Source organism: Pseudomonas sp. Marseille-Q8238, from assembly GCF_965111915.1.
In genome coordinates this window covers 4,903,097-4,916,962 of sequence record NZ_CBCOPI010000001.1, presented here as the reverse complement: position 1 = coordinate 4,916,962, position 13,866 = coordinate 4,903,097, and the positions used below count along the sequence as shown (strand labels likewise).

The following is a 13,866-nucleotide window of genomic DNA, read 5'->3' as shown; positions in this document are numbered from 1 at the left end:
AGTCTGGCGGAGTGGGTCATGGCATGTCCACCCGGCGCAGCCAGTCGCGGCAATGGCGCATGGCCTGGACGATGTACTTGCCGACCGTGCTTTCGGACACGCCGAGGCGCTCGGCGATCTGCGCGTGGGTCAGGCCTTCTAGACGGTTGAGCAGCAATGCCAGACGGGCCTTGTCGGGCAGTTGCCCGAGGGCTACGTCGAGCTGGGCCAGGGCTTCGCCGGCCAGCAGCGAGGTTTCCGGGCTCGCCGCCGGGTCGTGCAGCTCATGGGCGGCATCCTCTTCGGCGCGCAGGGCAGACAGGCGGTTTTCACTGCGCAGGCGATCGATGGCCAGGTTGCCGGCGACCCGGAACAGAAAGGCGCGCGGCTCCTTGATTGGCTCGCCGGCGGGCAGGGCGGCGAGGCGCAGGTAGGTATCCTGGGCGACATCGGCGGCATGCTCGACATCACCCAGCCGCCGCGCGAGGAAGCGCAACAGATCCGCGTAGTGTTCCTGGAAGCTGGCCAGCAAGTCGGATGAACCGCTGCGCGACATACCGTGCACCGATGGCGGCTGAATCGCCGAAAGCCCGGCATGCTACAGCAATTGAGAAGTATTATCACTAAGTGCCTGGGTACATTTCCCCGGCGATACAGCCCCAGGGCCTTCGGTAGGCTTCAGCCCAACTGGCGGCGCAGTTCGGCCAGTACCGGCGCGCTGTCCGGGCGTACACCGCGCCAGAGGAAGAAGGCTTCGGCGGCCTGCTCGACCAGCATGCCCAGGCCGTCGATGCAGCGCGCCGCGCCGTGCTCGCTGGCCCAGCGGTTGAAGGCGGTCGGCTCCTTGGCGTACATCATGTCGTAGCAGACAGTGTGCCCCGGCTGGATCAGGCTGGGGTCGAGCGGCGGCAGTTCGCCGGCCAGGCTGGCCGAGGTGCCGTTGATGATCAGGTCGACCGGTTCGCTCAGCCAATCGAAACCGCTGGCGGCGACCGGGCCGAGTTCGGCGAATTCCTGGGCCAGTTGTTCGGCCTTGGCCACGGTGCGGTTGGCGATCACCAGGGCGCGTGGCTGGCAGGCCAGCAGGGGTTCCAGTACCCCGCGCACGGCGCCGCCGGCACCGAGCAGGAGAATACGGGCGTTGGCCAGATTCAGGCCGGCGTTGACGGTCAAGTCGCGCACCAGGCCGGCGCCGTCGGTGTTGTCACCGAGCAGGCGGCCATCGTCGAGTTTCTTCAGGGTATTCACCGCGCCGGCACGGCGGGCACGTTCGCTGAGTTCGTCGGCCAGGCGATAGGCCTCTTCCTTGAATGGCACGGTGACGTTGCCACCACGGCCTTCGGCGAAGAAGGCGCGGGCGAAACCGATGAAGTCGTCCAGCGGCGCCAGCAGCGGTTCGTAGCTCAGGGCCTGGTCGGTCTGTTCGGCGAACAGGCGATGGATCAGCGGTGACTTGCTGTGGCCGATGGGGTTGCCGAATACGCCGTAGCGGTCCATGAATCACCTTGTGTGTGGCCGCCAGCAACGAGGCGGCAGGCGTGAATGGGGGACGTCGGCAGCGCTGGAGCCTGCCGGTCAACCGATTACCGTGTCCAGCCGGCGAGCAACCTGTGCTTACTGGAGGTTGGACAGCTCGATGAGGTTGCGGTCGGGATCGCGAATGTACACCGAGATGAGCGGCCCGGTCGCGCCAGTGCGTGCGATTGGGCCTTGTTCGATGGCTACGCCGCAGGCATCCAGGTGCTCGATGACCTGCTCCAGCGGTGTGCTGACGATGAAGCACAGGTCGGCCGAACCGGGCACAGGGTGCGCGGCCTTGGGTTCGAATTCGGCGCCGTGCGGGTGCAGGTTGATCTTCTGTTGGCCGAAACTCAGCGCGGTGCGTCCCTCACCGAAGCTGATGGCGCGCATGCCCAGCACGTGGCTGTAGAAGTCACAGGTGACCTCGATGTTCGCCACGGTGAGCACCAGGTGATCGAGCCGTTCGATGTGCATCTCAGGCCGACTCGCCGAGCCAGTCGCGGTCCTGCAGGAAGTGCTCGGTCAGGCGTGCTTCTTCGCTGCCCGGTGCTGGCTTCCAGTCATAACCCCAGCGCACGTGCGGCGGCAGCGACATGAGGATCGATTCGGTACGCCCGCCCGACTGCAGGCCGAACAGCGTGCCGCGGTCGAACACCAGGTTGAACTCGACGTAACGGCCACGGCGGAAGGCCTGGAACTCACGCTGCTGCTCGGTGAACGGCGTGGCCTTGCGGCGCTGCACGATGGGCAGGTAGGCGTCGATATAGGCATCGCCGATGGCGCGGATGAAGGCGAAGCAGGTGTCAAAATCCCACTGGTTGAGGTCGTCGAAGAACAGCCCACCGATACCGCGCGGCTCGCCACGGTGCTTGAGGTGGAAGTATTTGTCGCACCAGGCCTTGTACTGGTCATACACCTCGGCGCCGAAGGGCGCGCAGGCGTCGCGGGCCACGCGGTGCCAATGCACGCAATCGTCCTCGTTGCCGTAGTACGGGGTCAGGTCGAAACCGCCACCGAACCACCACACCGGCTCTTCACCTTCCTTCTCGGCGCTGAAGAAACGCACGTTGGCGTGGGAGGTCGGCACGTGCGGGTTTTCCGGGTGGATCACCAGCGACACGCCGAGGGCCTCGAAGCCACGGCCGGCCAGTTCCGGGCGATGGGCGCTGGCCGAGGGCGGCAGGCTGCTGCCGAATACGTGGGAGAAGTTGACCCCGCCCTTTTCGATCAGCGCGCCGTTCTCGATCACCCGTGTGCGGCCACCGCCGCCGGCCGGGCGCTGCCAGCTGTCTTCGAAGAAACGGGCGCGACCGTCCTCGGCTTCGAGGGCGGCACAGATGCGGTCCTGCAGATCGAGCAGGTAGGTCTTCACGGCCTGGGTGCGGTCACTCACGGCATTACCTTGGCTGAGCAAAAAGAGGGCGCAAGCATACCATCGTCGCCCGTGGCCGAGACTTGACGGCGATCAGTTCGGGGCGTTGGATAGGCCTCTTTGTACTGGGAGCACAGCATGGCCAAACGTATCCAGATAGCCCGCCACGGCGGTCCTGAAGTACTCGAGTATGTCGACCATGTAGCGGCCGAGCCCGGTCCGCTGGAGGTGCGGGTACGCAATCGCGCCATTGGCCTGAATTTCATCGACATCTACCAGCGCGATGGCCTGTATCCGCTGGCCAACATGCCCAGCGGGCTGGGCAGCGAGGGAGCTGGTGAGGTCGAGGCGGTGGGCAGTGAGGTGCGCGACTTCAAGGTTGGCGATCGTGTGGCCTATGCCACGGGGCCGGTCGGTGCCTACAGCGAACAGTACCTGCTCCCCGCCGAGAAGCTGGTCCATCTGCCGTCGAACATCACCTTCGAGCAGGCCGCTGCCGTCATGCTCAAGGGGCTCACTGTGCAGTTCCTGCTGCGTCAGGCCTATGCCGTGCAGCCCGGGCAGACCGTGTTGTTTCATGCGGCGGCGGGTGGTGTCGGGCTGATCGCCTGTCAGTGGGCGAAGCTGCTGGGAGCGAAGCTGATCGGCACCGTGTCGTCGCCCGCCAAGGCTGAGCTGGCCCTGGCCAAGGGCGCCTGGGCGACCATCGACTACAGCCACGAGAAGGTGGCGCAACGCGTGCTGGAGCTGACCGACGGACAAAAATGCCCGGTGGTCTACGACTCGGTAGGCAAGGATACCTGGGATATTTCGCTCGACTGCGTGGCGACGCGCGGCCTGCTGGTCAGCTTCGGCAATGCCTCCGGCCCGGTCAGCGTACCGAGCCTGGGCATTCTCACGCAGAAGGGCTCGCTGTACGTGACCCGACCGAGCCTGGCCACCTACGCCAGCACGCCGGCTGCATTGCAGAGCATGGCCGATGAGCTGTTCGGGCATATCGGCAGTGGTGCGATCCAGGTCGAGATCGGTCAGCGCTTCGCCCTGGCTGATGCTGCGCAGGCACAACGGGCACTGGCGAGCCGGCAGACCACCGGCTCGACCATTCTCCTGCCATAAGAAGAGCTGCGATCAGGGCTGTTGGCGCCTGGCCAGCAGCCCGCCGTATCCACTCTGATCGGCTTGGCCGTCGAGTTGCAGCTGCCCAGCAGCGGCTAGCTCGCGGGCGCGCCAGAAGAGAAAGAAGTCGGTGGCGAAGAAGCCGTCGCAGCTCGCCATCACGCTGGCCATGACCCGTGCCAGCGGCTGCCATTCAGGGCTGCTGCTCGCCAGCAATTGCGCGTCGATGGCCGTGTAATCCTCGCCATGGAACGCGCCCTCGCGCCAGCGGCGGATCGAGGCATCGTCGCGTAAAGCCGCCTGCCACTGACTGGCCAGGTGCTGCTGCCGTTGGGCATCGACCCGTTTCGGCTGGCACAGCGCCCGCAATGCATCAGGCGCATGCATGGACACGGCGCGGCGAGTGGCCACGCGGCTGTCACCGCTGCCACAGGCGACTTCCCAGAGGGGTACATCGCTGAGCTGGAGCGCGGCGGCGACGCGCGCCAGCAGCAGTTGTTCGGATGCACTGTCGCCATGCCACAGGGTGACCGGCTCGGCGTGCTGGGCCAGGCTGGCGAGCCAGCGGGCGTCGGCATCCAGCTCTTGAGCAAAGTCCGGTACCGGCTGCACCGCCTGGGGCCAGACGGCTTGCCAGAAGGCCGCGCGGCGCGGGCAATGGGGTTGCTCGACGTCGCTCAGCGGCCCGACAGCCAGGTCGTCGCGCAGCACCCGCAGGCACGACGTGGCAACCGCCTCGCCGAGCACGAAGCTGACGCCTTCTACCGCTGCATCACCGCAAACCAGGTGCCACACAGGATTATTCGCCGGGTTTCTTCAGTTTCGGATTGGGGAAGAACTGCACGCCCTGCACCTTGGGATCGGCCGGTTTCGGCGTGGCCTTGTTGACCCGCGTGCCCAACTCTCTGGGCACCGACTGGCCCTGGGCGTTGAGCGTGTCGGCGTAGCCGCAGGTCACGCACTCGCGGTGCGGCACGCCGTCGACGTTCCACATCTTGATGCTGTCCATGCCGCTGCATGCCGGGCACACGGCGCCGGCGATGAAGCGCTTGGGGCTGACATTCACAGGTGCATCGCTCATGCCGCCTCCGCACTCAGGCCGAGGTGGCGCAGCAGGGCGTCGATGCTCGGCTCGCGGCCACGGAAGTCGACGAACAGCACCATCGGCTCCTGGGAGCCGCCGCGGGCGAGGATCGCCTCACGGAAGGCACGGCCGGTGTCGGCATTGAGCACGCCGTCTTCCTCGAACCTGGAGAAGGCGTCGGCGGACAGCACTTCGGCCCATTTGTAGCTGTAGTAACCGGCCGCGTAACCGCCGGCGAAGATGTGCGCGAAGCTGTTGGCGAAGCGGTTGTAGGCCGGCGGGCGCATTACCGAGACTTCGCTGCGGATGCCTTCGAGCACATCCAGCACGCTGCGGCCGTCGCCATGGGTGGCGTGCAGTTCGAAGTCGAACAGGCTGAATTCCAGCTGGCGCACCATCATCAGGCCGGACTGGAAGTTCTTCGCCGCCAGCATCTTGTCCAGCAGGTCCTGCGGCAGCGCTTCACCGCTTTCGTAATGGGCGGAGATCAGGGCAAGGCCTTCCGGCTCCCAGCACCAGTTCTCCATGAACTGGCTGGGCAGCTCGACGGCGTCCCAGGCCACGCCGTTGATGCCCGAGGCGCCGGCGTGTTCGACGCGGGTCAGCAGGTGGTGCAGGCCGTGGCCGAATTCGTGGAACAGCGTGGTGACTTCGTCGTGGGTCAGCAGCGCCGGTTTGCCCGGGGCGGCGGGGTTGAAGTTGCACACCAGGTTGGCCACCGGGCTGACCAGCTCGCCCTGCGCCGTGCGGCGCTTGTCGCGCGCGCCGTCCATCCAGGCACCGCCACGCTTGTTGGCGCGGGCGTAGAGGTCGAAGAAGAAGCGGCCGACGTGCTGGCCGTTTTCGCGGATCTCGAACAGGCGCACATCCGGGTGCCAGCTGTCGAAGCCGGACAGCTCGGCGATCTGGATGCCGTAGAGCTTCTCGACGATGGCGAACAGGCCGGTCAGCACCTTGTCGATGGGAAAGTAGGCGCGCAGGGTTTCCTGGGAAATGCTGTAGCGCTGTTCGCGCAGCTTCTCGCTGTAGTAGCCGACGTCCCAGCTCTGCAGGTCGCTGACGCCCTGCTCGCTGGCGAAGGCGCGCAGCTCGTCGAGGTCCTGGGCGGCGAACGGCTTGCTGCGTACGGCCAGGTCGCGCAGGAAGTTCAGCACCTGCTCGGTGGACTCGGCCATCTTGCCGGCCAGCGACAGTTCGCTGTAGTTGGCGAAGCCGAGCAGGCGCGCCAGCTCCTGGCGCAGGTCGAGGATTTCGGCCATCACCGGGCCGTTGTCGTTCTGCCCGGCATTCGGGCCCTGGTCGGAGGCACGGGTGCAGTAGGCGGTGTAGAGCTCTTCGCGCAGGGCGCGGTCGTCGGCATAGGTCATCACCGCGTAGTAGCTGGGGAATTCCAGGGTAATCAGCCAGCCATCCAGGCCTTTGGCCTGCGCGGCCTGCTGCATTTGCGCCTTGGCGGAATCGGTCAGGCCGGCCAATTGCGCTTCATCGGCGATCTGCTTGGTCCACGCCTGGGTGGCATCGAGCAACTGGTTGGAGAATTTGCTGGTCAGCTCGGACAGGCGCATCTGGATTTCGCCGTAGCGCTTCTGTTCGGCTTCCGGCAGGTCGATGCCGGACAGGCGGAAGTCACGCAGGGCGTGCTCGAGGATGGTTTTCTGCGCCACGTCGAAGCCGCTGGCCTCGGGGCCGTTCGCCAGGGCCTCGTAGGCCTGGAACAGCGCCTTGTTCTGGCCCAGTTCGGTCCAGTATTCGGAGAGCGTAGGCAGGCAGGCCTCGTAGGCGCTGCGCAACTCGGCGCTGTTGCACACCGCGTTGAGGTGGCTGACCGGGCTCCAGGCGCGGCCGAGGCGGGCGTTGAGTTCGTCCAGTTGCAGTACCAGGCCGTTCCAGCTCGGTGCGCTCTGCTGGGTCTTGAGCAGCTCGGCGATGGTCGCGCGGCTGTCGGCGAGGATCTCGTTGACCGCCGGCTCGACGTGCTCGGGCTTGATGGCGGAGTAGGGGGGCAGGTCGAAATCCTGGAGCAGGGGGTTGCTGACGGTCACGGCAAGGCACCTTCGTTACGCGAATACATGGATAGGTTATGGGGCCACGGCAGGCTTTTCACAACCGCAATGCCTGGCATGTTAATTACAATCGGGGCAAACCGCAGCTTGAGAGGCTCTATCGTGACGATTCGTACCTACCAAGGTCATACCCCCCGGCTTGGCGAGCGAGTGTTCGTCGATGCCAGCGCTGTGGTCATCGGCGATGTCGAGCTGGGCGAAGACAGCTCGGTGTGGCCGCTGACGGTGATCCGTGGCGACATGCACCGCATCCGCATCGGTGCGCGCACCAGCGTGCAGGATGGCAGCGTGCTGCACATCACCCATGCCGGCCCGTTCAACCCCGATGGTTTTCCGTTGCTGATCGGCGACGACGTGACCATCGGCCACAAGGTGACCCTGCATGGCTGCACCCTGGGCAGCCGCATCCTGGTCGGCATGGGCAGCATCGTCATGGACGGCGCGGTGGTGGCGGACGAGGTGATCATCGGTGCCGGCAGCCTGGTGCCGCCGGGCAAGGTGCTGGAGAGCGGCTACCTGTACGTCGGCAGCCCGGTGAAGCAGGCGCGTCCGTTGACGGACAAGGAGCGCGGCTTCTTCACCTATACCGCCGGCAACTATGTGAAGCTCAAGGAGCTTCATCGTACTGAGGGTTACGACCGCGACTGAATGCGTCCGGCGGGCAGGGCGGGTATCATCAGGCAACTTTTTTCCGGCGCCCGGCAGGCCTTGATGTCCACCGGCAGCGCGCATTCGTCCGAAGGTCACCGATGCACTACCTCGACTTGCAACCCTCCACCAGCGCCCGGGGCCTGGTGCACCTGCCTGGCTCGAAGAGCATTTCCAACCGCACCCTGCTGCTTGCGGCCCTGGCCAGCGGCACCACCGAGATCCGTGGGCTGCTGCATTCCGACGACACCGAGCGCATGCTCGAGGCCCTGACAACTCTCGGTGTGAGCATCGAGAAAACCGGCGATACCGACTACCGCCTGGTCGGCACTGGCGGGCATTTTCCGGTGCTGGAGGCTGATCTGTTCCTCGGCAACGCCGGCACGGCTTTCCGCCCGCTGACCGCGGCCCTGGCGCTGAACGGCGGCACCTACCGCCTGCATGGCGTGCCGCGCATGCACGAGCGGCCCATCGGCGATCTGGTCGATGCCCTGCGCCAGGTCGGCGCGGACATTACCTATCTTGGCGAGGAAGGCTTCCCGCCGCTGCTGATCAAGTCGGCGCGGATTGCTGCCGATGCAGCCATCCGCATCCGTGGCGATGTTTCCAGCCAGTTCCTCACCGCGCTGCTGATGGCCCTGCCGATGACCGGGCGACAGACGTCGATCCAGTTGGTCAGCGAGCTGATCTCCAAGCCCTACATCGAGATCACCCGCAAGCTGATGGCACAGTTCGGCGTGCAGGTGAGTGCCGAGGGCGAGGACCGTTTCACCGTGCCGGCGGCGAGCTATGTCACTCCGGGCACGGTATTCGTCGAGGGTGATGCGTCGTCGGCTTCGTACTTCCTCGCTGCCGGCGCACTGGGCGGCGGGCCGCTGCGGGTGCAGGGCGTGGGTGCCAACAGCATCCAGGGCGACGTGGCCTTCGCCGAGGCGCTGGAAGCCATCGGCGTCAGCGTCACCTACGGCGAGAACTGGATCGAAACCTCCGCGCCCAACGGCTTGCCGTTGAAAGCCTTCGATCGCGACTTCAACCACATCCCCGACGCGGCGATGACCCTGGCGGTGCTGGCGTTGTTCTGCGATGGCCCTTCGCGGCTGACCAACATCGCCAGTTGGCGGGTCAAGGAAACCGACCGTATCGCGGCGATGGCCACCGAATTACGTAAATTGGGCGCAATTGTCGACGAAGGCGAGGATTGGCTGCGTATCACGCCAGTGCCGGAGCTGATCCCTCATGCGGCCATCGACACCTATGACGATCACCGCATGGCCATGTGCTTCTCCCTGGCCACCTTCGGCGGTGTGCCGGTGCGGATCAACGATCCGCAATGCACGGCCAAGACCTTTCCCACCTATTTCGAGGTGTTCGCCTCGGTGGTCACGCCAGGCGCCGCCTGATTCCAATACGCCGCGCAGGGGTGACCCCCCCGCGTGGCCGTTCCACGTGAAACCATCCGGCCTTTTCCTCTGTTTTGCGCCTTGGCAGGTCTCTGCCTGGGCGTTTTGTCGTTCGGCTGTCGGCTGTATTTTATTTCGATAATGTTATGTTATAACTAATTAGTCGAATACAACGATGTCCCGCCGATGACCGCCGATGACCTTCTGGCGATGCCCGCCTCCGCCTACATGAATGCTGCCCAGCAGGCGTTCTTTCGCGACCTGCTGCTGGCCGAGCGCAGTGCTCTGCAGCTGCGCATCGCCAGCGAGTTCGAGCAGTTACGCGAGCAGGAACCGAGCAGTGATCCCGCCGATATCGGCGCGGCCGAGGAGCAGCGGCAGTGGCAATTGCGTCTGCTGGAGCGGGAGAAACGCCTGCTGGACAAGATCGACCAGGCACTGGAGCGCCTGGCACGCGGCGAGTACGGCTGGTGCGCCGACACCGGTGAGCCTATTGGCCTGCGCCGCCTGTTGCTGCGGCCGACCGCGTCGCTGTGCATCGAGGCCAAGGAGCGCCAGGAACAGAAAGAGAAACACCAAGCCTGAGGAAAACCGTGATGGACAAGAGACTCCCCGTAACCGTGCTGTCCGGCTTCCTGGGGGCCGGCAAGAGCACCCTGCTCAACCATGTGCTGAAGAACCGCGAAGACCTGCGCGTCGCGGTGATCGTCAACGACATGAGCGAAATCAACATCGATGGCAGCGAGGTGCAGAAGGGCGTTAGCCTCAATCGCGCCGAAGAAAAACTAGTGGAGATGAGCAACGGCTGCATCTGCTGCACCTTGCGCGAGGACCTGCTGGAAGAGGTCGGCCGCCTGGCGCGCGACGGCCGTTTCGATTACCTGCTGATCGAGTCGACCGGCATCGCCGAGCCGCTGCCGGTGGCCGAGACCTTCACCTTCCGCGACGAGCAGGGCCAGAGCCTGGCCGACGTGGCGCGCCTGGATACCCTGGTGACGGTGGTCGACGGGGTCAATTTTCTTGAGGACTTCCATGCGGCGCAGAGCCTGGCCAGCCGTGGCGAGACCCTTGGCGAGGAGGATGAGCGCTCGATCACCGACTTGCTGATCGAACAGGTCGAGTTCGCCGATGTGATCCTGATCAGCAAGGCGGACCTGATCAGCCAGGACGCGCGCGAGGAGTTGAGCGCGATCCTGCGTGGGCTGAATACCCATGCCGAGATTCTGCCCATGGCCATGGGTGCGGTGCCGCTGGCGAAGATCCTCGACACCGGGCGTTTCGATTTCGAGCGTGCTGCGCAGGCGCCCGGCTGGCTCAAGGAGTTGCGTGGCGAGCATGTCCCGGAAACCGAGGAATACGGCATCGCGGCCAGTGCCTATCGCGCGCGCCGACCATTCCATCCGCAGCGTTTCTTCGACTTCCTCAGCCAGCCCTGGAGCAACGGCCGCCTGCTGCGCTCCAAGGGCTTCTTCTGGCTGGCGAGCAAGCCGCAGGATGCAGGCAGTTGGTCGCAGGCCGGCGGGCTGATGCGCCACGGTCACGCCGGGCGCTGGTGGCGTTTCGTGCCCAGGGCGCAGTGGCCGCAGGATGAGGATGGTCTGGCAAGCATCCACAAGCACTGGGACAAGCAGATCGGCGACTGCCGCCAGGAGCTGGTGTTCATCGGCCAGAACATCGACTTCGAACGCCTGACTCAGGCCCTCGATGCCTGCCTGCTGGACGATGCGGAATTGGCCGGCGGCCCGGAAGGATGGTTGGCGCTGCCCGATCCGTTCGGCCCGTGGTTCGAGGAGGTGGCCTGATGCTCAGCCTGCGCTTGCCGCCGGTGGCGCGCCAGGTCTCTGCCGAGGTGCCGGCGATTCTCAGCGACGTGCTGCGCGATGGCGTCAACCTGGCCGTCTGGCAGCGCCGGCTGCCGGTGCAGATCGAGGATTTCGCCAGCCTGCTGCTCGCACGTGGTGAGCCGCTGGCTGAATCGCTGAGCGTAGAGATGGCGCGGCTCGACGAAGACGCGATGGTGCCCGGCTTGCTGGGTGCCTATGCCGACTTGCACGGTCATGCGGCCTTTATCGCCGACGTGACCTGGCTACTGCGAGCGTTCGCTTGCCTGGTCGATGCGACATGCATCGGCCTGCGCCTGCGCATCCTAGACAAGGCCATGTGCCCGCGCTTTCACGTCGATCATGTGCCCCTGCGTCTGATCACCAGCTATGCCGGGATCGGCACGCAATGGCTGCGTGAGGGGGCGATGTCGCGAGGCAGGCTGGGTTCTGCCGATGCCGAACCGCAGGACATGACGGCCATCGAACAGGCCGGAACGGGCCATGTGCTGCTGGCCAAGGGCGAGAAGTGGCATGGCAACGAAGGAGCGGGGTTGATTCACCGCTCACCGGCTCCAGCTCAGGGTGAAGGGCGCCTGCTGCTCACGCTCGACTGGCTGGCGTAGCGGTGGTCGGGCAGGTGAGGGTAGATCGCTGGCTGTTCAGTAGGGCATCCACACGCCTTTGCTCTGCCGCTCGCAGGCGGGCTTGAGGTAGCGTGCGTCGCTGTCCACGCCGTAATAATGAATGTCCTGCTTGTAAGGCATGCCGCCGACCTGGGCACCCCGGCACTCGCCGAAGGAGCCCATCGGGCAGCGCTCGACGAAGGTGACTTCGACCTTCTGGCCTTTCAGTTGAGGCTGGCAGAAGCCACTGCGGAACATGTTGGAGGGGATGCTGCGGTTCTGCTGGCAGATCTTCACGTCGACCTGGTTACCCTGGCTGTGGATCACGCAGGCTTCACCCCAGGCCTGGCCGGCCAGCCCCAACAGCATCACGATGGCAATTGCACGCATCGATGTACCCTCTATGCCCAAAGGCGCGACTTTAGCCTTTTCTGCACCCTGGCAAAACCGCACCATAGGCGCATGCTGAAAAATATCCCGACCCATGTCATCGCCGGCCCGCTGGGTGCGGGCAAGACCAGCCTGATCCGCCACCTGTTGCAGCACAAGCCTGTCGATGAGCGCTGGGCGGTACTGATCAACGAATTTGGCCAGATCGGCCTGGATGCAGCCCTGCTGACTACCGATGCCGATGGCATCAGCCTGGCCGAGGTCGCGGGCGGGTGTCTGTGCTGTGTCAACGGCGCACCTTTTCAGGTTGGCCTCGGGCGCCTGTTGCGCAAGGCCCGGCCGGACCGCCTGCTGATCGAGCCGTCCGGCCTTGGCCACCCACTGGAGCTGTTGCGCCAGTTGCGTGAGTCGCCCTGGACCGAGGTATTGGCCGTGCAGGCACCGGTGCTGGTGCTGGATGCGGCGGCGCTGGCCGCCGGTGAGTCACTGGCGCCGGCGCAGGGCGATGTGCTCGATGAGGCAGGGCTGCTGGTGCTGAACAAAGTCGAAGGTCTCGATGCGGTCGCCCGGGCGCGTCTCGCCGCTTACCTGCCCGATGTGCCGCAATGCTGGACCAGCCAGGGGCGGGTGGATTTCGACAGATTGCCGGGGCATGCCTTCAAGGCGGGCGACGCGCTCAACCTCGACGGACTGGCGCCAGGCGCCGCCCCATTGAGCGCGGTCTGGGGCGACCCGCAGCAACCGATCTGCCAGATCAGCGACCAGGCCGAGGGTTGGAGCATCGGCTGGCGCTGGCACCCTTCGCAGCGTTTCGAGCTGATGCGCCTGCAGCACTGGCTGGCGGAGCTGGCGTGGCGACGGGCCAAGCTGGTGATGCAGACCAATGCCGGCTGGTTGTCGGCCAATGCCTTGCAGGGTCAGGCGCTGCACTGGCAGAACAGCGAATGGCGGCGCGATTCGCGGCTGGAGCTGATTTTCCAGGAGCGACAGGATGCCGCCAGTCTGCAGCGGGGTTTGCGCAACTGCCTGGTAACGGACTAGCCCCGTGCCGCGGCGCTGGCGTGAACCTGTTCAAGGTCCTGAATGATGCGCGTCGCGTAACGGTTGACCAGCGAGGGGATGGCCGCGCTCTGGTAGTTGCGCAATGACGGTTCGATGTAGCGCCACGTGTGGCCGATAGCATCGAGCAGGCGCAGGTATTTCTCGGTCTGCCCGGTACGTTGTTGCAGGCCCTGCAGGCCATTGCTGAACTGCCCGGCCAGCTCGTCGATGCTCTGCTCGTCCGTGCCGAGGGTATTGGCGCCGATGCTGTAGGCGATGTAGCGGGTGGCGATGGTTTGCAGGAGCAGGGCTAGCTGGCGTTCCTGGGCCATGGGTGTGGTGGCGAGTTGTTCGCCTGCTTCGAGCAACTGATCATGCAACTGGATCAATTCGGTAAAGGCACTGCCCGGCAGGTTGTGCTGTTGCAGCAGCTCCCCGCTCAGTTGACGCAGCAGCGCGGCATAGGTGCGCCAGTGCTGTTCGAAGCGTTGCAGCGGCTCGCCATCAAGGCTGTGTTTGAGTTCAATCAGGTGTTTGTCTACCTGGGTAATGCGCCTGTCGATCGACTCGGCGTGCCGTGGATCGCTGTCGACCCCGTAGAGCAGATAGAAATCACCCAGCGTGCCTTGTACCGCCAGGCGCACGCTATGCAGGTGCGTGTCTGCGGGTTCTTTTGCGGGCGCGGCGGCGTGGAGCAGCGTGGCGAGGACGCCGAGCAGCAGGGGAAACAATCGACGAGACACAAGAACTCCATGAGCGCGAAGGCCTGCGACGGATCGCAGGCGTGGGATGGGGGCGGGGGCCGG

Annotated in this window: 16 protein-coding genes; 7 read left to right on the top strand and 9 right to left on the bottom strand. The window is 65.3% G+C overall.

What is annotated here, in order from left to right; translation table 11 throughout:
* Positions 1–16: 16 nt before the first annotated feature.
* The 4 genes from ACWPW0_RS22645 to hemF form a co-directional block, all read right to left on the bottom strand.
* Complete coding sequence (locus ACWPW0_RS22645; RefSeq protein WP_447595312.1) at positions 17–535, bottom strand: sigma-70 family RNA polymerase sigma factor; 519 nt, start codon at positions 533–535, stop codon at positions 17–19.
* 122 nt (positions 536–657) lie between these two features.
* Positions 658–1,476, bottom strand: a complete 819-nt coding sequence (gene aroE, locus ACWPW0_RS22640; RefSeq protein WP_454256625.1) for a shikimate dehydrogenase — start codon at positions 1,474–1,476, stop codon at positions 658–660.
* A 117-nt stretch (positions 1,477–1,593) separates the two neighbouring features.
* A complete protein-coding gene (locus ACWPW0_RS22635) occupies positions 1,594–1,974 on the bottom strand; it encodes a VOC family protein (protein WP_454256624.1) in 381 nt (126 codons plus the stop codon).
* Between the two features lies 1 nt (position 1,975).
* Entirely contained in the window at positions 1,976–2,893 is a 918-nt protein-coding gene (gene hemF, locus ACWPW0_RS22630; RefSeq protein WP_454256623.1) for an oxygen-dependent coproporphyrinogen oxidase, read from the bottom strand.
* 117 nt (positions 2,894–3,010) lie between these two features.
* Here hemF and ACWPW0_RS22625 point away from each other — a divergent pair, with 117 nt between their 5' ends.
* Positions 3,011–3,988 (top strand): quinone oxidoreductase family protein, encoded by a 978-nt coding sequence (locus ACWPW0_RS22625; protein WP_454256622.1) that lies wholly within the window; start codon positions 3,011–3,013, stop codon positions 3,986–3,988.
* 12 nt (positions 3,989–4,000) lie between these two features.
* Here ACWPW0_RS22625 and ACWPW0_RS22620 read toward each other — a convergent pair whose 3' ends face one another.
* From ACWPW0_RS22620 to prlC, 3 genes are read right to left on the bottom strand one after another with little or no spacing between them, the layout of a single operon-like run.
* A complete protein-coding gene (locus ACWPW0_RS22620) occupies positions 4,001–4,783 on the bottom strand; it encodes a DUF1835 domain-containing protein (RefSeq protein WP_454256621.1) in 783 nt (260 codons plus the stop codon).
* A 4-nt stretch (positions 4,784–4,787) separates the two neighbouring features.
* A complete protein-coding gene (locus ACWPW0_RS22615) occupies positions 4,788–5,069 on the bottom strand; it encodes a YheV family putative zinc ribbon protein (protein ID WP_454256620.1) in 282 nt (93 codons plus the stop codon).
* Positions 5,066–7,114, bottom strand: a complete 2,049-nt coding sequence (gene prlC, locus ACWPW0_RS22610) for an oligopeptidase A (protein ID WP_454256619.1) — start codon at positions 7,112–7,114, stop codon at positions 5,066–5,068. Before prlC ends, ACWPW0_RS22615 begins: the two co-directional genes overlap by 4 nt.
* A gap of 123 nt (positions 7,115–7,237) precedes the next feature.
* Between prlC and ACWPW0_RS22605 the strand changes: the two genes are divergently transcribed.
* The 5 genes from ACWPW0_RS22605 (at position 7,238) to ACWPW0_RS22585 (ending at position 11,629) form a co-directional block, all read left to right on the top strand.
* Complete coding sequence (locus tag ACWPW0_RS22605; protein ID WP_447595296.1) at positions 7,238–7,783, top strand: gamma carbonic anhydrase family protein; 546 nt, start codon at positions 7,238–7,240, stop codon at positions 7,781–7,783.
* A 101-nt stretch (positions 7,784–7,884) separates the two neighbouring features.
* Positions 7,885–9,183 (top strand): 3-phosphoshikimate 1-carboxyvinyltransferase, encoded by a 1,299-nt coding sequence (gene aroA, locus ACWPW0_RS22600; RefSeq protein WP_454256618.1) that lies wholly within the window; start codon positions 7,885–7,887, stop codon positions 9,181–9,183.
* A gap of 186 nt (positions 9,184–9,369) precedes the next feature.
* On the top strand, positions 9,370–9,768 hold the full coding sequence (gene dksA, locus ACWPW0_RS22595) for an RNA polymerase-binding protein DksA (protein WP_454256617.1): 399 nt from the start codon (positions 9,370–9,372) through the stop codon (positions 9,766–9,768).
* 11 nt (positions 9,769–9,779) lie between these two features.
* Positions 9,780–10,985 carry a zinc metallochaperone GTPase ZigA gene (gene zigA, locus ACWPW0_RS22590; protein ID WP_454256616.1) on the top strand — a complete coding sequence of 402 codons (1,206 nt, stop codon included), beginning with the start codon at positions 9,780–9,782 and terminating at the stop codon, positions 10,983–10,985.
* Entirely contained in the window at positions 10,985–11,629 is a 645-nt protein-coding gene (locus ACWPW0_RS22585; RefSeq protein ID WP_454256615.1) for a DUF1826 domain-containing protein, read from the top strand. Before zigA ends, ACWPW0_RS22585 begins: the two co-directional genes overlap by 1 nt.
* A gap of 36 nt (positions 11,630–11,665) precedes the next feature.
* Here the strand turns inward: ACWPW0_RS22585 and ACWPW0_RS22580 are convergent, their stop codons facing one another.
* The gene (locus tag ACWPW0_RS22580) at positions 11,666–12,019 is read right to left on the bottom strand and encodes an NADH:ubiquinone oxidoreductase (protein WP_447595287.1); all 354 of its coding nucleotides are present in this window, start codon (positions 12,017–12,019) and stop codon (positions 11,666–11,668) included.
* A gap of 72 nt (positions 12,020–12,091) precedes the next feature.
* Here ACWPW0_RS22580 and ACWPW0_RS22575 point away from each other — a divergent pair, with 72 nt between their 5' ends.
* A complete protein-coding gene (locus tag ACWPW0_RS22575; RefSeq protein ID WP_454256614.1) occupies positions 12,092–13,060 on the top strand; it encodes a CobW family GTP-binding protein in 969 nt (322 codons plus the stop codon).
* Here the strand turns inward: ACWPW0_RS22575 and ACWPW0_RS22570 are convergent.
* Positions 13,057–13,803: a hypothetical protein gene (locus ACWPW0_RS22570; RefSeq protein WP_454256613.1), complete on the bottom strand. Its 747-nt coding sequence runs from the start codon at positions 13,801–13,803 to the stop codon at positions 13,057–13,059. The genes ACWPW0_RS22575 and ACWPW0_RS22570 overlap by 4 nt on opposite strands.
* Positions 13,804–13,866: the final 63 nt, after the last annotated feature.